Below are 21,112 nucleotides of genomic sequence, written 5' to 3' on the forward strand. Positions count from 1 at the left end.
TGTTATAACCCACTATATGAGCCTTTCTAACTGCCTCCACCGTTTCGTCCCGAGCCCAAATATTGGGAAATGAAATTCCCCGGTGTCCGTGTCCACCCCGCACCCCCCGATTGGCCACCAGGGCCTCCGGGTGATGCATAAACTCTTCCTCGGTAAGAAGGGTATACTGGGCCATAACAAAAGCTTCCGTAGCTCCCAGCGAAACAATGGAGCAGGGCCTTCTTTTTTCCAGGGATTTCAGTATCTCATCCATTAATTGGGAGCTATTCAGCCACCATGGACTTGAATCCACCCGGGAGATATTAGCGTATTTTTCTTTACCCGGTTCCACCCTTATTTTTCTTGGCCGGTTAAAGCCTATATTCTCCATAACCCCACTCCCCTTTTTGGGTATATATCATAATTATGGGGCTTTATAAATTCTTAGTACCCTTTCAAGATAACTGCACATTTAATTCACTGGCAGATAAAATATTACCAAGCGAACCGTCTTCTTGAGCTGATGGCAGATTCTTGAAGGCAATTGTGAGCATCAGCTTGATGCGGTTCAACTGGTTTACTTCGCTGGCTCCAGGATCGTAGTCAACCGCTACAATATTGGCTTGCGGGTAGTTCCTTCTCAATTCCTTTATCATAGCCTTGCCGGTAACATGGTTGGGCAGGCAAGCAAAGGGCTGCACGCAGACAATATTGGGGACCTCGCTTTCAATCAACTCCACCATCTCTGCCGTTAAAAACCAGCCTTCCCCGGTATGGTGCCCCAGCGAAAGAATCTTGCGGGCGGCCTGCGCCATATGATAGATAGAATGGGGGGCCAAAAAGCGTACACTTTTTTTCAGACAGCTTATCATTTCCGCTCGCTGCTTCTCCAGGTAGTTTATCATCATCCTCCCGGAAAGCTCCTGGCTCTTTCTCCCGGACAGGTATTGATAATCGAAAATATCATCATAGGCACAATAGAGGAAAAAGTTCAACATATCCGGCACTATTACCTCCGCACCTTCTCTTTCCAGTACATTTACTATATTGTTGTTGGCTTCGGGATGATACTTGACCAGTATCTCCCCTACCACACCTACCCGTGGTTTCACGGTATCAGCTATTTCAATATGGTCGAATTCCCGAACTATGCCCCGGATGTTTTCGCTGAAGGCTCCTTTATCCCCCTGGGCAATCTGCTCCCGACAACGCTGATTCCATTTACGATACAGCATATTAGCTGAACCCGGGATTTTTTCATAGGGCCTTACCCGGTGCAATACCCGCATCAAGAGGTCCCCATAAACCAAACTCCAGACCAGCTTTTGCATCAACCGACGGTTTATCTTGAAACCCGGGTTTTTTTCCATCCCGGCCAGGTTTATGGAAATAACTGGTATATAGCCCAGGCCTGCGTCTCTTAAGGCCTTGCGCAGCAAGCCTATGTAATTGGTGGCTCGGCAGCCTCCGCCGGTCTGGGAAATCATTACCGAAGTATGCTCAAGGTCGTATTTTCCTGACTGCAAGGCCTGTAACAACTGGCCAATCACAATTACGGAGGGGTAGCAGGCATCGTTGTTGACATATTTTAAACCCTCATCCACCGTAATCTGATCCACCTCGGGAAGCACCTCAAAATTGTAGCCTTCAGCTCGCAGCGCCTCTTCAAAGAACTCGAAGTGAATAGGGGACATCTGTGGGCAGAGAATATTGTGTTTCCTCTTCATCCGGCGGGTAAATGATATCCGGGGTGCTGCCGGGCTGATTCTTTCCGGTATAAAGCCGTTCTTATCCCTTTCCTCCAGAGCCGCCAGCAAAGAGCGCATTCTAATCCTGGCCGCCCCCAGGTTATTTACTTCATCAATTTTTAGTAAAGAATAAATCTTACCTGCAGCTTGCAGAATTTCCTGTACCTGGTCGGTAGTAATGGCATCCAGGCCACAGCCAAAGGAATTGAGCTGTACCAGTTCCAGATTTCGTTGTTCAGCCACAAAGCTGGCCGCCGCATAGAGACGCGAATGATACATCCACTGATCCACCACTCGCAGCGGTCGCTGCACCGTACCCAGATGAGCTACAGCGTCCTCGCTCAGCACCGCGATGCCAAAGGAGGTAATCATATTAGGCAGACCATGGTTGATTTCCGGATCTAAATGATAAGGCCGACCGGCCAATACTATTCCCCGACCGCCCGTTTGTTCCAGGTAGGCCAGAATTTCTTCACCTTTTTTCCTGATATCCGCTTTGAAACATTCGTCTTCCTGCCAGGCGGCCCGAACCGCCCGGGCTATCTCCCTTTTTGTAATGCCAAAAACACGCAGCTCTTCGAAAAGCCGGGTAATTAAGCGAGCCTGGTTGTCATAGGGCAAAAAAGGATTTATAAACCTGATCTCTTCCTCTCTCAATACATCCATATTATTCTTAATAGCATCAGGATAGGAGATAACCATGGGACAATTGAAATGATTGTCGGCTTCTCCCTGTTCCTGGCGTTCCCGGCTAATACAAGGGTAAAAGATATTCTTTACCCCCTGCTTTACCAGGGCCGCAATATGCCCATGCACCAGCTTGGCCGGATAACAAGCCGACTCCGAAGGTATAGTCTCGATTCCCAGCTCATATATCTTCCGCGAGGACAGGGGTGACAGCTCCACCCGAAAGCCCAGTTCGGTAAAAAAGGTAAACCAGAAAGGATAGTTCTCATATATATTCAAGACCCGGGGTAAACCGATAGTACCCCTTTCCGCCTGTTCCTCAGCCAATGGTTCATAATGGAAAAGCCTCTGCAATTTGTAGTCATAGAGATTGGGTATCTCCTTATTTTTCTTATTATCCAGCATTTTTTCGCAGCGATTACCAGAAATAAAGCGTTTTCCATCTTGAAAGCGATTAATGGTAAGCAAGCACTGGTTTTCACAGCCCGGGCAGCGGCGGGTGGAGGTTCGGATGGAAAAGTCCAATAATTTATCCCGGCTCAAGAGGGTAGTGGCATAAGCGCTGTGATACTTGTTTCGAGCGATAAGGGCCGCCCCGAAGGCTCCCATTAATCCTGCTATATCGGGTCGGACCACTTCTCTCCCCGTTACCAGCTCCAGGCTGCGCAGAACCGCTTCATTGTAAAAGGTTCCTCCCTGAACCACTATTTTTTCGCCGAGCTCAGCGGAGTTCTTTATTTTAATTACCTTGAACAAGGCGTTTTTTATTACCGAATAGGAAAGACCGGCGGAAATATCCCCCACCGTTGCTCCTTCTTTCTGCGCCTGTTTCACCCGCGAATTCATAAACACCGTACAGCGGGAACCCAGGTCAACCGGGGATTCGGCCTGCAGAGCTGAGTGAGCGAAATCTTCAACTGTCATATTCAAGGAATGGGCAAAGGTCTCGATAAAAGAGCCGCAACCGGAAGAACAGGCTTCATTAAGCATTATGCTCTCAATAACCCCGTTTTCAATGTGCAGGCATTTCATATCCTGGCCGCCGATATCCAGGATAAAGTTCACCCCCGGCTGAAAGAACTCGGCCGCCGTGAAATGGGCTATAGTTTCCACTTCTCCCAGGTCAACCGAAAGGGCGGCTTTTATCAGTCCCTCTCCGTAACCGGTAACCGCAGAATTAACAATACTGGCGCCAGGCGGTAAGCGGCGGTAGATATCCTCCAGTATTTTTACCGCCGATTGCACCGGGCTGCCCTGGTTGCCTCCATAATAGGAATAAAGCAATTTTCCCTCTTTATCAATCAGCGCCGCCTTGGTGGTGGTGGAGCCCGCATCTATGCCCAGGAAGCAATCACCCTGAAAAGATTCCAGTTCCTGGCGACAGGCAAGGTAACGGGCATGCCTTTGCCGGAAAGCCTGGAGTTCCTCTTCGCTGGCAAACAAAGACTCCAGCCTCCATATTTCCTGAGCCTGAGCCTGCTCCAAACCCGGCAGTCTTTCCAGCAATTCGCTAAAATAAATTTCCGGTTCTTTAATAGAGGCCAGTGCCGCACCCTGGGCCACAAAGAATTGGGCCTCATCCGGAAAGATAATATCCTCATCCTTAAGCTGCAAAGTTTCTTGAAATCTTTTCCTCAACTCCGGCAGAAAATACAGCGGCCCCCCCAGCAAGGCCACCCTTCCCCGGATGGATTTGCCACAGGCTAAGCCGCTGATGGTCTGGTTAACCACCGATTGAAATACCGATGCGGCAATATCCTCCCGGGCTGCACCTTGATTGAGCAAGGGCTGAATATCACTCTTGGCGAAGACGCCGCAGCGAGCGGCGATAGGATAAATGACTTTATGACGGGATGCCAACTCATTTAACCCGGCAGCATCAGTCTCCAGCAAGACAGCCATCTGGTCTATGAAGGAACCCGTGCCTCCAGCACAGGTGCCGTTCATCCTCTGTTCAAGTCCGCCAGTCAAAAAGGTAATCTTGGCATCTTCCCCGCCTAATTCTATAGCCACATCAATACCGGGGATAAACCTTTCAATGGCCCGGTGGCACGCAATTACTTCCTGCAAAAAGCCCAGCTCCAACCAGGTAGCCAGGGAGATTCCAGCCGAACCGGTAACCATAACCGTAAGCGCTCTGTTCCCAATCCGCTTGTAGGCATCTCCAATCAAATTGCTGATAGTGGTTTTTACCTGGGCATAATGCCTTCTATAGCAAGCGTATACTATCCGGTCTTTATCATCCAGTATTATGATTTTTACCGTAGTTGAACCAATATCCAGTCCCATATGTAGTACAGCATTCATCTGAGCCACAACAATAGTCGTGATTCCTCCCCCCGTATGATACTTCGCGTTTCTACTGCAACGCTTCCCTTCCCCGTCTTCGCTTTTAACCCCTATACTCTAACACTGGAAAAAGCAATAAACATTACGCTGGTTATTTATGTAACCCTTATGCGACAAAAGTGGTTTTTGCAGTTAAGTCAGTTAATAAAACAGTCTTTGAGCTGCTGCGATTAACGATATGATAGCCATATAACTCAATAATAGCAAATTTGGCAGCAAGGCAAAAATTCATTTTTTTTATTAGCTAGTCCTGAATATTGAGCAAAGCACAGATAAGCCCTTCCCGGTTGCTTAATAAATAGGTGAAAATGGCTTTGCAGTATAATCGATAGAGGCTTTTGCATAATTCGAAAAATCAGTAAAGATACCTTCTGGAAACACAATATATATGGTCTTCATCTTCATAATTCTACTATATATTGAACGGATGTTTCGCTAAAGTTAATTATGCCAAACTCTCAATAATAATATATGCCAAAAAGGATGGTGAAAGACAAAAGATAAAGCTCTTTGAAGGGGGATAAAGAGCAAGAGTTGAGGGTTGATGTCACTGCAAGGCATTGTAAGGGCGGTCTTCGACCGCCCGCTTTCACCTTCGCCAGCGTTTTGTATATTCATGCAACCCTTATGCAACAAAAAAGGTTTTTTGCAGTGGAGTTAAGGGTTGATATATTGTGTAAAAAAAAGGTATCCCTTACCGGAATACCTTTTTCACATAGCATCTTCAATTTCCCTTAAATCGCTCCTCGATAGAGTTCTCTATCTGTAGGTGTAATTGTTGCGGCTCTGCCGTGCCTGGAAGCAATCCCGGCAATAAACCGGTCTGTCACCAGTAGGCTCAAAAGGAACACTGGTCTGTTGCCCACAGGCAGCACAAACCGTCTTAAACATGGGACGGTCTTCCCGGGAGCGTGAGCGCCCAAAATCATTACGCTGTTGTTTGCGAGCTCTCCTGCAATCAGCACAACGACCTGGTTCATTTTCGAACCCTTTTTCAGCATAAAATTCTTGCTCTGAAGCGGAGAACAAGAACTCATTACCACAGTCTTTACATACCAAATACTTGTCTTCGAACATTTTTTAATCTCCTTTTCGAAAAAATACTCTTGGACTTAGCTTCCCCCAAAAAGGAGACATATTAAGAACAAGGCTATATAATTGTATATCATAGCATTTCGATTGTCAAATTCAAGCAAAGAATTTTTTAAGACAACCAGTATATTTTGCGGTAGAATAAAGAAAAAGTGTCTTCCGTCAGGTACGGCGAAGACAGAAGTGAGGGAAATATTTTGGGGAATATTGAAGTTAAATTCAAAAAATTAGTAGACTGGGCAAAAATACCGGAATATGAGACCAGGGGAGCTGCCGGTTGTGATTTGGCCATTGCCATACAAGAAGAAATCGTTCTCTATCCCAACGAGGTGCGGAGTCTGCCAAGCGGCCTGGCCATGATGATACCTCCGGGCTATGAAGCCCAGATAAGGAGTCGGGCAGGTATGGCCGGGAAGGGCATCGTGGTAGCCAATGCACCTGCTACGATTGATTCTGATCATAATGGTGAGGTTAAAATATTATTACTAAATGTTACCGATAAACCGGTACGGGTATTGCCTGGGCAAAAAGTTGCCCAGATGGTTTTTGCCCCAGTGGTTCAAGCAAGTTTTACAAACGATATCTAGGAAGGTGACTGATTATTGCCCGGGTCAGGCAGGCCTGCAACCCCAGGCATTACAATTTAAGCTCCAAGTTCCATATATACTACCGCATCCAGAGGCTTACCGTTGCGGGACAACCGGTCTTTAGCATAGTGTATCCATATATACCAGCAATATTATTGCCTGTCCCTTGTTGTTGACAGATAAAGTTCCAGCATCCGGGTACTATCATAGAGCAAATCTATAAGGTGAACACAGCCTTGACCGGCGCCCAGGAGTTGGGCCAGCTCTTTTTTAGGCTTTTCCGCCAGCGTATGCCCGATAATATTGCTCACTTGCCCTATTGACTCCCGGCAAACCTTATCCGGCACCCGGGGCATATCCGCCCAGGCCTGGCTGAGCTTCATATCCTGATCCAGCTCCAGGCAAGCTGTCATATGATGAAAAGAATCTATTATGCTGCCGTTTATACGGTAAGTGCCGTTATCCTCCCGGAAAAGCTGCTGGGTTTTGCAGCGGTCAAAAAGCCTTGTCTCCCGGCTAAACGGACCGATAAAATCACCCCAGGAAACCTGTACCCTATCCAGGTAGCTGTAATAGCGGCAGGAACCAAGATAGAATTCCTCCCAGGCCCGGGTATATTCAGCCGCATCATCATAGCCCCTCTCCCGGTAAAGGAATGACTCGGCTTGCACTACTGCTATTACCGTATCATTGACCAGGGAACGCTCCAATTCATCCTCAACACTACGCAGGGCCTGCCGCAGTTCCGGTCCACTGCCCAGGTAAGCCTTCACCCCTTTTAGAGCCTGGAGCTCTTCCCGGCTATCCCCCATCATCCCCGGTCGCCCCAGGCGCAGCAACCAGGCTTCCTCTATATCCAGGCTCCCTGCGTCTATTCTAAGTACTATTTCCCGTTCCACCCGCGTATCCTGATAAGTAGTCCTGGCTACTATGTACTTTTCATCCAGACGCTCTACAAAACTATGCCAGAAACGCTGAAAAAGAAATTCCACCCCATCATCCCTCCTTGGGAAACTTATAACCTATTTTATCATAAGCTGGTGAAATAGTAGTGTTCTACTGGAAAAAGAAAAAGGCTCCTCTGAAGATATATCTCTTCAAGGAAGCCTTGAACAGGATAACAGGGATTTTTTCACCAGCAATCCTCCCCCAGTCAAATATTTGGGCCTAACCCCTTACTTCTCTCTCACTCCGCGCTTTTTACTCCCATTAACTCCATTAAGTCCTTTTCACTCATAAAGGGGAAGTAATGTTCCAGCCTGTTCCCTGCCAGGCTGTGGCTTATGGCCTCACTGCGGTAAGGCCGGCCGGAAAGGGAAGAGCAGAGCTCATCAATATCCCCCGGGGAAAAGAAGTCTCCAAAAATATGGGCTTCTTTGATGAACCCCTCCTGTACTTCCAGAAAAACATCGACTTTTCCCCAATCGAAACGGCGACTGCGCTTTATATTATAGGCCGGGGAATGACCGAAATTCCATTCCCAGCTGCAGTATTTCTCCAATCGAAGTTTTTCCACCGCCCGTATATCATCCGGCTTTAGTTCATATTCTCCGATAAGTCCATAATCTTCCCGAACTGCATCTATGAGCAATTCTCTAAATTGCTGAAGAGTAAAAGGAGTGTTTAAGTGCTCGACAATATTGCTCACCCGGCTCCTCACCGATTTAACCCCATGAGAAGTGATTTTATCCTCCGCTACCGCCAGGGCCTGCTCCATATTCTCCAGATTGACCTCAAACAGAAGGGTTCCATGGTGTAAAATCCGCTCCCGCTGGCGAAACTGTGCATTGCCGGAGAATTTCCTGCCGCCGATGGTCAAATCGTTGCGCCCGGTAAAAGAAGCAGTAATACCCATTTGTTCCAGAGCCTTTATCACCGGGACGGTATAGCGGGCAAAATCCAGTTCCCGCTCCGCTTGCTCCAGAATATAAGTAAAGTTCAGGTTGCCCAGGTCATGATAGACCGCTCCGCCTCCGGAAAGGCGGCGCACCACGGCAATGCCTTTTTCCCGGATGAAGTTCATATTGATCTCTTCCCGGGTATTCTGGTTGCGCCCCACCACCACTACCGGCTTATCCTGCCAGAGCATAAAAAGCGGTCCCAGATCGTGCCGCTGCATAAACAAGTATTCTTCCAGGGCCAGGTTGAAATAGGGATCACCGGAATCGTTCTTCACATAAAGCACGAACAAATCTCTCCCTTTAGAAAATTTATTTGCGGGGTGGTTTCAGGTGGATAGCCCGTCCCTGTACTTCCAGGAGGGCTTCGTAGAGGGTTTCTCCCAGCGTGGGATGGGGGTGAACCGTGTGCAGGGCCTCTTCGACTTTCAAGCCCAAGTTGACCAGCAGGCTGGCCTCCAGAATCAAATCACTGGCATGAGGGCCCATAATATGCACACCCAAAATAGTATCGTCCGGGCCGCAGATCACCTTGACCAAGCCCTCGCTTTCCCCCATAGCCACGGCCTTGCCATTGGCCGCAAACTGGAATTTGCCGGTTTTACAATCAATACCCCGGGCCGCCGCCTCTTCCTGGGTCAGGCCCACCGCCGCTATCTCCGGGAAAGTAAAAATACAGTGCGGAATCGCCTGGTAGTTTAATCGGCTATCCATCCCCGCCATCCTCTCCACCGCTACCCGGCCTTCTTCCGAGGCAACGTGGGCCAGCATGGGGGGACCGATTACATCTCCTATGGCATAAATCCCTCCTACACTGCTCTCGTAATCCTGGTTAACTTTAATGAAGCCCTGCTCCGTTTTCACTCCCAGTTGCTCCAAATTGAGACTGGCAGTTACCGGGGAGCGACCAACCGCCAGCAGTACCAGATCAGCTTCATATTGCATATTTCCCTTCTTGTTGCTGGCAATAACCAGCAGGCAATCACCCTGCGTCTTAATGCTTTCCACCTTTACTCCAGCATTTATCTCTATTCCCTGCCGTTTAAAGAGAACGCTCATCCGCCGCGCTATTTCCTGATCCAGGAAAGCCAGGGCGCGGGGCAAGGATTCCAATACCGTCACCTGGCTGCCGAAGGCCTGGAAGATGCCGGCAAATTCCATACCGATGACTCCGCCCCCGATAATGAGAAGGCGGGCAGGTATTTCGCTTCTTGCCAGCAATTCTTCGCAAGTCAAAACCCCAGGCAAATCAGTTCCTGGTAAAGCAGCGGGACGAATGCTCTCTGAACCGGTGGCAAGAAGCAAGCGCTTAGCCTCTATACTCTGCTCCCCGGCCCTGACCCGGCCAGCTTCTTCCACTACAGCCTCGCCTCTGATCACTTCCACTCCATGGGCTTGCAGGAGAGCGTCCACTCCGCCAGCCATCTGTTCCACCACCGCGTCTTTGCGAGCACGGGTTCCGGCCATATCCAAACGGGCCGGCCCCGCATCCAGCTGTATAGAGAATTCTTCCAGTCTCTGCAGGCTGCGCATTATTTCGGCATGGCGGTAGTATGTCTTGGTGGGGATACAGCCCCGGTTCAAGCAGGTTCCGCCCAGTTTATCCTTTTCCACCAGGGCTACCTTCATTCCCAGTTGACGGGCACGAATAGCGGCCACATATCCCCCAGGGCCGCCTCCTATTACCAGCAAATCTTTCATTTTTTTAGGTATTTCCTTTCTGATTTTACGGCAAAAAGTTATTATTATTTATTGGCTTGTATAAATATACCGCTCAGCTCCCTTAATAGCGACCGCAGGGAGCATCAGTTTGCCCGACAGGGTGCTCCCTTAATAGCGACCGAAGGGAGCATCAGGCGTACCCGCAACCTTAATAGTGACATCCGCAGAGTGGAACATCAGGAATACCCGAAGGGTGCTGCATCCATGCTTTGCCAACGCTCGCTTTGTATATTTATGCAACCCTTATGCAACAAAAGGTTTTTTTGCAGTGGAGTCCTTTCTCGAATGCTCAAGTTCGGACGGGAGCTATTCGGTTCCCCATCCCGGCCAGCGCAGGACCGGCTGGCGGGCGGCCCGAACCTCATCCACCCGCTTGATTAGCGTGCTGTGCGGGGCTTGATGCAAAATATCCGGGTTCTCCCGGGCTTCACGAGCGATCTCCCGCATAGCAGTGATAAACTCATCCAAACGCTCCCGGCTCTCCGTCTCCACCGGCTCAATCATCAAGGCCTCCTTGACTATAAGGGGGAAATAAACGGTGGGAGGATGGAAACCATAATCCATCAAGCGCTTGGCTATATCCAGGGTGCTGACCCCGTTTTCCGCCAGTTGTTTTTGCCCACTGGCTACAAATTCATGCTTGCATAAACGGTTGAAGGGTATGTGATAATCCTCCTGCAAATGATGGCGGAGGTAATTGGCATTAAGAACGGCCAGCTCGCAAGCTTCCCGCAAGCCCGGCCCACCCAGAGCCATCATATAAGCGTAGGCTTTAACAATAACCCCAAAGTTGCCGTAAAAGCTTCTCACTTTACCTATCGACAAGGGGCGATCATAGTCCAGATAATAGCCCTCTTCTTTCTTTTCCACTAGCGGCCGGGGCAGAAAATCGCTCAGAAATTCCTTGACCCCAACCGGCCCAGAGCCCGGTCCTCCACCGCCATGGGGAGTACCAAAAGTCTTGTGCAGGTTGAAATGCACTACATCAAAACCCATATCACCGGGCCGGGCTACCCCCACTATGCCATTAAGGTTGGCCCCATCATAATAGAGCAATCCGCCGCCGGCATGAACAACTGCGGCAATCTCCTCAATCTCCTTTTCAAACAAGCCCAGGGTATTAGGATTGGTTAGCATCAGAGCAGCAACTTCACTGTTCATGCAGGCCTTGAGATCCTGCAGATCCACCAGGCCTTCCTCATTGGATTTCACCTCAACTACTTCAAAACCCAATACATGGGCGGTAGCCGGGTTGGTTCCGTGAGCCGAGTCCGGCACCAGTATTTTGCTACGGGCCAGGTCCTGGCGATGCCGATGGTAGGCCTTGATTATCATCAGACCGGTCAACTCACCATGAGCACCGGCGGCCGGCTGCAGGGTAAAACGATCCATGCCCCCTATTTCACGGCATAGTTTTTCAGTTCGGTAAAGCAATTCCAGGGCTCCCTGCACGCTTTCCTCCGCCTGGTAGGGATGCAGGGAGGCAAAGCCAGGCAAACGAGCCGCCCACTCATTGATTTTAGGGTTGTATTTCATAGTGCAGGAACCCAGCGGGTAGAAACCGTTATCCACCCCATAAGCCCGCCGGGATAGTTCCACATAGTGGCGAACTGCCTCTACTTCACTTAATTCAGGCAGCAAAGGAGCTTCGGCCCGTAAAAACTCGGGGTCAATTTCCGCGGCGGGCTCAATTTCCGCAACATCACAGGGAGGAAGGGAAAAACCGCCTCCACCGGCTACACTCCGGGCAAAAATCACCGGGCTCATCTGCATTCCCCTCCTATCAAAGCCGCCAGCCGATCAATCTCGGCCCGGGTTCTCTTTTCCGTAAAGGCCAGAAGCAAGGCGCCGGGCAGTTCATAACCCCCGATAATACCCTGCTCCAGCAAGAGCTGGTTAATCCGGGCCGGGTCATCTACTTCTACGGCAAATTCATTAAAAAAGACCCGCGGGTATTTCAGGGGCAGGCCATAACTCTCCATCTTTCGCCGGGCATAGACTGCCAACTGGTGACAGCGGGTCGCTATATCCACCAATCCCTGCCGGCCGACCAGGCTCAGGTAAATACTGGCTGCCAGGGCATTTAGAGCCTGATTGGAACAGATATTGGAGCTGGCCTGCTCGCGCCGGATATGCTGCTCCCGCGCCTGCAAGGTCAGCACATAGCAGGTCTCGCCATTGCTGTCCACGCTCTGGCCGACCAAGCGACCCGGCATTTTTCGCATATACTTCTTGGAACAGGCCATAAAGCCCAGGTAAGGGCCGCCAAAACTCAAAGGATTGCCCAGCGGCTGCCCTTCCCCTACCACGATGTCCGCTCCCCATTCCCCCGGCGATTTCAAAAGACCCAGGGAAATAGGATTGACCACCATGATCAAGAGGGCTTTGGCGGCGTGAACCGATTTTTCCCATACAGCTATTTCCTCTATACAACCGAAGAAATTAGGCTGCTGTATGACCAGACAGGCGCTATCCTGCTTTAATAGAGCCAGGGTAGCTTCCTTATCTATTATGCCCTCCCGTTCCGGGGCCATAATTATCTCCATCTTGCCCGAAATCGCATAGCTTTTTACCACTTCCAGGTATTCCGGATGCAGGGTAGCGGGAAGTATCACTTTGCGCCTCCGGCTGCCTTCGCAGGCCATCTGGCAGGCTTCGGCCAGAGCGCTGGCTCCGTCATAAAGAGAGGCATTGGCCACATCCATGCCGGTCAAGGCGCAGATCATGGTCTGGTATTCGAATATAGCCTGCAGTATGCCCTGGCTTATTTCTGGCTGGTAAGGGGTGTAGGCGGTATAGAATTCGGAGCGGAGCAATAGTTGATCCAGGGCAGCCGGGATATAGTGGTCATAAGCCCCGGCCCCGAGGAAACAGGGATAATCCTCCAGATTCATGTTCTTGCCGGCCAGTTCTTTAAGATGGCGGCCCAATTCCATTTCCGCCAGGCCCGGACCCAGCTCCAGATCCCGTCCCAGCTTAAGCTTGTCCGATATGTCGGCAAAAAGTTCCGCTCGGTTTTTCAGTCCGATACTGGCCAACATCTCCTCCACTTCGGCAGGAGAGTGGGGGCTAAACTTCATTCTATTCTCCCCCCTGCTCTTTCCGGCACAGCTCTTCATAGGCAGCGGCTGAAAGCAGCTTGTCCAGATCTCCTGGATTATTCATGGCCACAACCACAATGTAATTGGCATAAGGGTCTTCGTTAATCAACTGGGGAGCATCCTCCAGTTCATCATTAATAGCCACGACAGTGCCGCCTACCGGGCTATAGATAGACGAAGCAGCTTTTACTGACTCGATAACCCCCAGCTGCCCTCCAGCATCCAGTTCATCGTCCAGCTCCGGCATTTCCACAAAAACTATGTCTCCCAGTTCATGCTGGGCATAGTCGCTAATACCGATCCAGGCCTGGTCTCCTTCTACTCTTACCCATTCGTGACTTGGAGCATAATACAAATCTGCTGGTATTTTCACTTCCATCCCTCCATAATATTCTTATATTAGGTATCCCTCTAGCAAGGGGATGTTTTTTGACGGTTTTGCCGGATATAAAGCTGATGTCACTACCATGAACTTAAGAAATCCATTCTTTATGAAGCCCGGGTTTTTTTGCGATAAAAGGCCCCGGTTACAATCTGGGCTTTAACCGGTTTATTGCGGATCATAACCTCAACTTCCGCCCCTGGTTGATAGTATTCCCGATCCACCAGAGCCAGAGCCAGATTTTTTTCCAGGCTGGGAGCCAGGCCGCCGCTGCTCAGCTGGCCAATTACTTTACCCTCCTGGCAAACTTCGTAATGAGAGCGCGGTATACCCCTTTCCAACATCAAGAGCTCCGCCTGCACCCGCGGGGGTTGGCTTTCTTTTTGCCGCAACAGAGCCTCACGACCGATAAAATCACCACAATCAAACTTCACAAAAATACCCAGGCGAGCTTCCAACGGGCTGATATCAGGTCCCAATTCCTGCCCGTAGAGGGGCAGTTTGGCTTCAAAACGTAGGCTGTCCCGAGCCCCCAGGCCAATGGGGGCAATATCCTCCCCGCCGGCCGTCAGAATAGCTTCCCAGACATCTATCGCATCCTCCGGAGCCAGGTAGATTTCAAAGCCATCCTCCCCGGTATAGCCTGTACGAGAAATAATAGCCGTTTTTCCCGCTATTTCCACATTGGCTTGAAACCAGTAATACTTGATGCTCTGCAGCTCTAAATCCGTCAGTTTCTGTAGAATCTGCTCAGCCCAAGGCCCCTGAATCGCCATTTGCGCATAATCATCCGAAAAGTTTTTAATCTCCAGGCCGGGAAAAACATTTTCCTTAATCCATTCAAAATCTTTATCGGTGTTAGCGGCATTGACCACTAGAAGATAATGCTCGGTCGTATACTTGTAAACCAAAAGGTCGTCTACTACGCCCCCGTCAGGATAGCACATGATATTATACTGCACCTGTCCCGGCGCTATTTTATTGATATCGTTGCTCAGCAGGTACTGCAAAAAAGCTTCGGCTTTTTCACCACGTACTTCTATTTCCCCCATATGCGATACATCAAAAAGACCCGCCTTCTTCCGCACCATGTGGTGTTCTTTAATGATACTCTCGTATTGGATGGGCAATTCCCACCCGCCGAAATCCACCATCCGGCCATTATACTTCTGGTGCATGGGAAAAAGGGCTGTCCTTTTCAAATTCAATGTTCTCCCTCCTTGTAGTTTCATCATATTAAAGTTTAACTACAAATGAAAACTACAGCAAGTAAAAAGATGAATAAAGCAGAAGATTAATGAAAAAAACTGCTGGGCCTGACGATTATAATATTGTAAACCCGGTTTTTCATAAAAAACGGCCTATCTCGATAAGCCGCAGCTTGACACTTGCTGGGAGTAATTGGTACTATGGATATAGCACCTAAATCACTCAGGAGTAAGCTTATATGGTTCGTCTAAGTGCAAATCTTGAAAAAATAAATATTGAAGATAAACTTCCTGATTTGAAAAAATTTTTAGCCAGTCGGGAAGAGATTTTGGCTGCATATCTCTATGGATCCTATGGCAGCGAATACCAGACTAATCTCAGTGATGTGGATATTGCTATACTGGTATCAGGCTCAGTGCGGGCGGACCTGGCTTACCAGCTTGATCTTGCCGCTCACATAGCTGATCTGCTTGAGGAAGAAGATCTGGATATTTTAATACTTAATACCGCTTCAATTGTTATGCAATTTGAAGTTCTATCTACTGGTAAACTACTCTTTGAAAGGAATCATGAACTGCTTTGTGATTTCCTGGAGCGGGTACTTAAGGAATATGGCGATTTTCAAATCGATTTAAAGCAGTTTTACCATGAGTATGATGAAACATTGAGGAAAAAAGCTTATGGTCAATAATAATAAAATACGGCAGAAAATAAATATATTGCAAAAGAATATTAAGTTCTTGGATTCATTGCGACAGATACCTGCTGATGAATTTTTGGCAGATCCCCGCAATTATCTATCCGCTACCCGTATTCTGCAAATCTCTGTGGAAGCCATGATTGACATTGCCAATCATATTATTGCCCGGGAGAGCCTGGGGGTACCCCAAAGTTATCATGATGCCATAAAGATTCTAACCCGCGAAGGCTACCTGCCGAATAATAAAGAGCCAACTTTCCGGGCTATGATAAGATTTCGCAATCGCGCTGTTCATATGTATGATGAGATTGATGAGCAGGAGATTTATCGCATAATATGTGAAAATCTGAATGATTTCCAGGACTATATGGACAGTATAATTAAACGCTGCTTTTAACTAAATACCCGCTCATGGTACTATGTGAGCGTGAATAGCGTTGCAGCATCCTTTCACTGCCTCTCCCCCTGCTTTACTCCATCAGTTCATAATGCATGGAATCACCATAACTGTTGCCCCAACTAAATCCAGTCGGCTTAAAAGCCTTTTCCCAGAGTATCAAATTGGGGTCGTTAGCCTCCTGTTCAGGGTCAACACGGTTATCTTTCTCCATGCGATGAATTGGAATGGAGCCGGAGCAGGTGAAATCCATTCAAAATGGATATTAGTATATTGTGGGGTTTAACATTTAATATATGATTAGGGCAGCAAGTAAGTTTCGTGCTTAAGAAGGCAGACATTGACTATTTGAGGCCATGCATATTAAACTAATAGCTAACCAAACATAATACAAAACAGGAAGGCATTTCCGCAAAGGAGGAGTAAAGATGAAAATTAAGGAGAAGAAAGAATACCCACAAGGCAAATTCAAGCTGGACACTGCCATAGAATACCAGGACGCAGCAGTGGTTAGCAAGACCTTGATTAATCGTCCCAGCGGAACCATTACTTTATTTGCTTTTGATGAAGGACAGGGATTAAGCGAACATACCGCCCCATTTGATGCCGTAGTGCAGATTGTCGAAGGTGAGGCTGAAATCATTATTTCCGGTGAAAGCTACTATCTTACCAGCGGAGAAACCATTATAATGCCTGCCGGTGAGCCCCATGCCTTAAAAGCTGTAAAGTGCTTTAAAATGCTTTTGACCATGATAAAATCCTAAATACCCGGGGGACATTATGGCTGTCCCCATATTCCCCCGTAAACTAACTCCGGTAAAACACTAACCCCCTACGATAGATAAGCCAATCAGTAAGAGAGTTATTACCGGGCAAGACAAAATCAAGCCATAATCCGCCCAATTCAGGCGTAATTGCCGGAGATAAGTCCGCTGGGGATAAGCCCTGAACCCGCGTGCTTCCATAGCTATCGATAACTGCTGGGCCTTCAGTATAGCCCCATAGACCAGCGGGAAAAAGAGCTGCCGGAACAGAGCCATTTTTTTACCCCAGGACACCTTTTTCAGTTCAACCCCGCGCAATTGCACCGCGGTTACCGCATTGACGAATTCATCCCGGAATAGAGGAAGAAAGCGGATAGTCACCGAAACCATAAAAGCTATTTCATAGGGTACTTTCCACTGTACCAACCCGGAAATGAAGTCCCGGGAATTGCTGGTAGTCAACAGTATGGCCGCAGCAATGACTATAAGCAAGCGCAAAACCACGCTGGTCCCCAGCAGCAGTCCTCGGGACCCTACCAAACGCAGTGAACCTGCTGCCAGCAACACCTCCCCCCCGGGAGTAAAAATACATTGGGCCAGGAAAAGAATTAGGAGCAGCAACATATAAGGTTTCAGGTAACCCCCGACCCTCTTAATATCGATGCGAAAAAGGAGCAAGAGCCCGATAGTACCCGCCAGCAGAAGGAAAAGCGCCCTGGGAGTATTGTATACTACAGCCAGAGTGGTGATGCAAAACACTATCACTAATTTGCTGCGGGGGTCAAGATTCATGCCCAACATTCCCTTCCAAACCACTGTCCCTCTGCACCCGGCCTTTCTCCAGAGCAATAACCCGATTGGCCATCCGGTTTACAAAAGCAGTATCGTGGCTGACCAGCACCATTCCTCTTCCCAGCCGGGCAACTTTATGAAGGTGCGCGGCCAATAACTCTTTACGGCAGGCATCCAAACCCACTGTAGGTTCATCCAGAATAAGAAATTCCGGCTCATTGGCCAGCACCGCCGCAATGGCCAACCGCTGTTTTTCCCCGTAGCTTAAATGCAGGGGGAAAACCTGGCGGTAAGGGGACAATTCGAAGTAGTCCAGAAGAAATTCCACCCGCTCCCTGATTACCGCCGGATCCTCACTCCGGTAGCTCAGGCCGAAGCCTATTTCCTCCGCCACCGTGGAAGAAAAGAGCTGCTGCTCAGGATTCTGGAAAACATAACCGATACGGCGACCAATCTGAGCCAGGGTATATTCCTGCACGGAACGGCCTTCCAGGAGTACTTCTCCGCTGGTGGGGCGCAATATCCCCAGCATAATCTTAGTCAGGGTGGTCTTGCCGCAACCGTTGGGGCCGATAATTGCGCTTATCCCCTCCCGGTTCAAAGCCAGGTTAACTCCGCTTAAAACAGCCGGTCTTCCCCCAGGATAAGAAAAATCTATTTGGCGCAGTTCCAAAAAAGCCACCGCTCTTCCCCCTCCAAGCTTCCGCCAAACTGATCGTGAATCAACTGCAAAAACTCCTTTTGATGCATAAGGGCCGCATAATATAGTAGAGGCCCTTAGCTTTCAGGAGAACCGGGAAGAGCTCCCGTTTGGAACCTCAATAACTGCTGCCGGATCTGAAAAGCAAGAATTCCGCCCAGTCCGCCAGACAGGGCCGCAACACTCAAGGCTAAAACCAGGGGAATCAGAGGCAAGCGGAAATACACCAGATTTACCATAATGGTTCCCCCCATATTGGCCAGCATCCCCGCCAGAAAAGCGCAGGGGCTGCAGCACACCCGGTGGCCGATAAGCAGCAAGCCCAAATCAGCCATAACTCCCGGTACGGTATAAGTGAAGAGGCTCATAGCCCCATGGGAGCCAACCATGCCGGTTCCAGTTACAACCAGGGCCTGCACCAGGGCAATCAAGGTGGCCGTGCCCCGCTTGCCGGTCAGGCCAAAGCCCAGAACCAGCCACATCATGTAAAACCCGCCGGCCACGGCTCCACTGGGAATAAAGAGGGGGCCGGAAACAATATGGGCCAGAGGGACCACCACCGGTTTGATGGCAATCCCCAGAGCCGCCATCATAGCTATTATAATCAGGTCAAACAGGCTAAATCTATCCAGCATCTTATGTGTCCAGCCCAATTTCTTGCCCCCCTCCCTGTTAATACTGCATCTTATTATTCTCTTCTTTTTTAGAGCAAAAGGACGGGGTTAACATCCAGATCGTTAGTCAAGCGATCCACGATAAATACTTTAATAATATCCCCAGGCTCGATGTTGAAGCCGGCCTGAGCCCCATCCAGAACATCAAAATCCGCTCTGGTAGCATTATGGCTCAATTCGAATCCATCACGCAAGTGGATAAAGATCAGGTCTTCCAGACCGCTATGCGTGATTAGCGGAGTTACCTTAACCCCAAAGTATTTCATGCCCCTGATGCCGGAATTGATCGTCATGAATTTGCTCAGCTATGAGTCCCGGGGATTTATTTTGCTGTTTGATTTTCTTCTGCAGGAGACAGAGTATTTAACGCATTCACTATGACGCTTACTGCTTCGGCTCGATTAGCATTGGCCTTGGGTCGGAAGCTGTTGTCGGGATAGCCGCTGATAATATTCTTGCTGCTGGCGGCAGCTACTGCAGCTTGGGCCCAATCTTCAATCTGAGCACTGTCGATAAAGGTTTTGCCTTCCCCAGCCGGGAGCTTAGCCGCTTTACTGATCATTACAGCCATCTGCTCACGAGTAATAGCATCATCGGGACAAAAACTGCTCGCATCATAACCACTGGCCATGCCATAAGCAGCAGCAGTGCTTATACTTTCTTTAGCCCAGTGCTGAGCAGTGTCGCTAAATACTTGCCCGCTCCTGCTTTCCAATTTAAAGGCTTTGATCACTGCGGTGACAAATTCCGCCCGGGTAATGCTTTTATCCGGTTGGAAGGTAGCGTCCGGGTATCCGCTTATAACCCCGGCATTTACCAGTTTGATAATATTGGCCTGGGCCCAGTGCCCGGCGATGTCGCTCAATATGGGTTTAGGCAAAGGCACTTCAGGCGGTTCCTTTTCCGGGACAATGGGTTTTTGACTCTTTTCACTGAGCAAGACCGCAAATTTGCTGAAATGCTCTACTTCACCACTTACCTTTCCGGAGACCATATCTGCTTTTACCTGCTCCAGGCTGGTCCACTGCTGATTATTCCAGCAGTAGATACCGACATCATGTTTTTCTTGCTCAACTTTAGAGGGGTCAAAAAGCAAGGTAATGGTGACTGGCTTTTGGAACTTACTATCCTTATCGCTGGTAATTTCGTAAACTTCCCCTAATAATTTAAAACCGCTGGAAATAGAGGGAATATCCTGCGTGATTTTTTTGATGGTTACTTTGATGTCGCTTTCCAGGAAATTGGCCGGGAAATTCAAGATAGCACCGGCAGTTTTCACAATGCCGCCACGGACACCAATGGTTTGGGTTCTGGTAATTTGCTCAAATGGAATAATTTCAAATTCATCATCGATTCTTTTAGGTGGAATTACCGGAGTACTTGCCAAGGGTATGTAGGCTATAAATTTAGTTAAGTGTTTGGTCCAAATTACCAGGTCTTTTCCGAAGTCGACAGCAGCATCCTGCATTTTCTCCTTTTCAAAGAGGGCGGCTACTGTTTCCGCAGCATCATCACCGGTAAGACCTTTAAGTGAGGCCGGTTTACTTATTTTCTGCAGATTTCCTGCCTGGTCAATGAATCCGGCTGACTTTGAGGCTTGTCCTTTAAGAAGTAGTCGTACCGGTTTGCTAAAGTTTACAATATTACCGTCGGAACCTACTTCAATCACCAGTTCAATCGTTTTTATTCCCGTTGCCTTGACCGTAGAACCAGGTTTTACTTGAGGCAAATTAATAATATCAGAACCTGTAAGCAGGGTGCCTTCAGGAATACTCATAATTGCCTGGCTTGATTCAATTATTACCGGTGGCAAGGGCATATTCTGCACAACCTCCATACCACTGTTAACAATTCCTTCTGGCATAGTTATTTTTAATGGAGTATCTGGAGTTACGCTAATGTTTGAATTTTCGGCAGCAGTTTCAGCCTGGAAAATGCTTACCGTATAAGTGATAGTCTTATCGCCAACAGTAATGGTCAGGGTCTGCCGGATAGCCGGTTTAGAGCTATCAAACCCGCTGATATTGACCGTGCTTATATTCTCTACCTTGGAGCTGCCGTCACTATAATGCCCGGTTACCTCCAGACCAGTTATATCTAGAGTATCCCCTACGGTGTAGACCAATTTGCTTGCGGTTTTGCTGATTTCAAGGCTCTTAAGGTTTACTGGCTCCGGTAAGGGCAAAACAATCTGCTGCAGGCCGGCATCCTGGTAGCCGGTGGCTTTAATTACTATGCTATAGCTACCGGCTGTGGAAAACACACTGCCGGCAATAGTAATCTTACCGGCTTCTGTTGTGCTGTAATTGCTGCTTTCCACTGCATTCCCGT

Annotated in this window: 19 protein-coding genes; 4 read left to right on the forward strand and 15 right to left on the reverse strand. The window is 48.7% G+C overall.

Going from position 1 to position 21,112, the window contains the following annotated elements:
- From PHP87_RS05945 to PHP87_RS05955, 3 genes are all read right to left on the reverse strand, one after another.
- Positions 1 to 370: GT-D fold domain-containing glycosyltransferase (locus PHP87_RS05945; RefSeq protein ID WP_299919545.1), on the reverse strand; the 370-nt coding region annotated here is incomplete at its 3' end.
- A gap of 64 nt (positions 371 to 434) precedes the next feature.
- Complete coding sequence (locus PHP87_RS05950) at positions 435 to 4,721, reverse strand: 2-hydroxyacyl-CoA dehydratase (protein WP_299919590.1); 4,287 nt, start codon at positions 4,719 to 4,721, stop codon at positions 435 to 437.
- Between the two features lie 801 nt (positions 4,722 to 5,522).
- Positions 5,523 to 5,840, reverse strand: coding sequence for a zinc-ribbon domain containing protein (locus PHP87_RS05955; RefSeq protein WP_299919547.1), 318 nt, complete (start codon positions 5,838 to 5,840; stop codon positions 5,523 to 5,525).
- Between the two features lie 212 nt (positions 5,841 to 6,052).
- Between PHP87_RS05955 and dut the strand changes: the two genes are divergently transcribed.
- Positions 6,053 to 6,442 (forward strand): dUTP diphosphatase, encoded by a 390-nt coding sequence (gene dut, locus PHP87_RS05960; RefSeq protein ID WP_299919552.1) that lies wholly within the window; start codon positions 6,053 to 6,055, stop codon positions 6,440 to 6,442.
- Positions 6,443 to 6,594: 152 nt separating this feature from the next.
- Here the strand turns inward: dut and PHP87_RS05965 are convergent, their stop codons facing one another.
- The 7 genes from PHP87_RS05965 to gcvT all read right to left on the reverse strand — a co-directional run bounded on the left by PHP87_RS05965 (position 6,595) and on the right by gcvT (position 14,753).
- Positions 6,595 to 7,434 carry a DUF2889 domain-containing protein gene (locus tag PHP87_RS05965; protein WP_299919554.1) on the reverse strand — a complete coding sequence of 280 codons (840 nt, stop codon included), beginning with the start codon at positions 7,432 to 7,434 and terminating at the stop codon, positions 6,595 to 6,597.
- Positions 7,435 to 7,628: 194 nt separating this feature from the next.
- Complete coding sequence (locus tag PHP87_RS05970) at positions 7,629 to 8,627, reverse strand: lipoate--protein ligase (RefSeq protein WP_299919556.1); 999 nt, start codon at positions 8,625 to 8,627, stop codon at positions 7,629 to 7,631.
- Positions 8,628 to 8,652: 25 nt separating this feature from the next.
- Positions 8,653 to 10,041 (reverse strand): dihydrolipoyl dehydrogenase, encoded by a 1,389-nt coding sequence (gene lpdA, locus PHP87_RS05975; RefSeq protein WP_299919558.1) that lies wholly within the window; start codon positions 10,039 to 10,041, stop codon positions 8,653 to 8,655.
- Between the two features lie 327 nt (positions 10,042 to 10,368).
- Complete coding sequence (gene gcvPB / locus PHP87_RS05980; RefSeq protein WP_299919560.1) at positions 10,369 to 11,829, reverse strand: aminomethyl-transferring glycine dehydrogenase subunit GcvPB; 1,461 nt, start codon at positions 11,827 to 11,829, stop codon at positions 10,369 to 10,371.
- Positions 11,826 to 13,142: an aminomethyl-transferring glycine dehydrogenase subunit GcvPA gene (gene gcvPA, locus PHP87_RS05985; protein ID WP_299919563.1), complete on the reverse strand. Its 1,317-nt coding sequence runs from the start codon at positions 13,140 to 13,142 to the stop codon at positions 11,826 to 11,828. The genes gcvPB and gcvPA overlap by 4 nt, the downstream gene beginning before the upstream one ends.
- Before the next feature lies 1 nt (position 13,143).
- Positions 13,144 to 13,536, reverse strand: a complete 393-nt coding sequence (gene gcvH / locus PHP87_RS05990) for a glycine cleavage system protein GcvH (protein WP_299919566.1) — start codon at positions 13,534 to 13,536, stop codon at positions 13,144 to 13,146.
- A gap of 116 nt (positions 13,537 to 13,652) precedes the next feature.
- Complete coding sequence (gene gcvT / locus PHP87_RS05995) at positions 13,653 to 14,753, reverse strand: glycine cleavage system aminomethyltransferase GcvT (RefSeq protein ID WP_299919568.1); 1,101 nt, start codon at positions 14,751 to 14,753, stop codon at positions 13,653 to 13,655.
- Between the two features lie 239 nt (positions 14,754 to 14,992).
- On the opposite strand from gcvT, the gene PHP87_RS06000 reads away from it, so the two are divergent.
- The 3 genes from PHP87_RS06000 (at position 14,993) to PHP87_RS06010 (ending at position 16,615) form a co-directional block, all read left to right on the forward strand.
- Positions 14,993 to 15,445, forward strand: coding sequence for a nucleotidyltransferase domain-containing protein (locus PHP87_RS06000; protein WP_299919570.1), 453 nt, complete (start codon positions 14,993 to 14,995; stop codon positions 15,443 to 15,445).
- A complete protein-coding gene (locus tag PHP87_RS06005; RefSeq protein ID WP_299919572.1) occupies positions 15,435 to 15,851 on the forward strand; it encodes a DUF86 domain-containing protein in 417 nt (138 codons plus the stop codon). Before PHP87_RS06000 ends, PHP87_RS06005 begins: the two co-directional genes overlap by 11 nt.
- Before the next feature lie 428 nt (positions 15,852 to 16,279).
- Positions 16,280 to 16,615: a cupin domain-containing protein gene (locus PHP87_RS06010; protein ID WP_299919575.1), complete on the forward strand. Its 336-nt coding sequence runs from the start codon at positions 16,280 to 16,282 to the stop codon at positions 16,613 to 16,615.
- Positions 16,616 to 16,675: 60 nt separating this feature from the next.
- Here the strand turns inward: PHP87_RS06010 and PHP87_RS06015 are convergent, their stop codons facing one another.
- The 5 genes from PHP87_RS06015 to PHP87_RS06035 all read right to left on the reverse strand — a co-directional run.
- Positions 16,676 to 17,407, reverse strand: a complete 732-nt coding sequence (locus tag PHP87_RS06015) for an energy-coupling factor transporter transmembrane protein EcfT (protein ID WP_299919578.1) — start codon at positions 17,405 to 17,407, stop codon at positions 16,676 to 16,678.
- Positions 17,397 to 18,089, reverse strand: coding sequence for an ABC transporter ATP-binding protein (locus PHP87_RS06020; protein ID WP_299919580.1), 693 nt, complete (start codon positions 18,087 to 18,089; stop codon positions 17,397 to 17,399). Before PHP87_RS06020 ends, PHP87_RS06015 begins: the two co-directional genes overlap by 11 nt.
- 95 nt (positions 18,090 to 18,184) lie before the next feature.
- On the reverse strand, positions 18,185 to 18,760 hold the full coding sequence (locus tag PHP87_RS06025) for an ECF transporter S component (RefSeq protein WP_299919582.1): 576 nt from the start codon (positions 18,758 to 18,760) through the stop codon (positions 18,185 to 18,187).
- A 50-nt stretch (positions 18,761 to 18,810) separates the two neighbouring features.
- On the reverse strand, positions 18,811 to 19,074 hold the full coding sequence (locus PHP87_RS06030; protein WP_299919585.1) for a hypothetical protein: 264 nt from the start codon (positions 19,072 to 19,074) through the stop codon (positions 18,811 to 18,813).
- Between the two features lie 29 nt (positions 19,075 to 19,103).
- On the reverse strand, positions 19,104 to 21,112 hold a 2,009-nt coding region (locus PHP87_RS06035; protein ID WP_299919587.1), incomplete at its 5' end, for an S-layer homology domain-containing protein.

It is taken from the genome of Syntrophomonas sp., assembly GCF_028707975.1.
Lineage (GTDB): Bacteria > Bacillota > Syntrophomonadia > Syntrophomonadales > Syntrophomonadaceae > Syntrophomonas.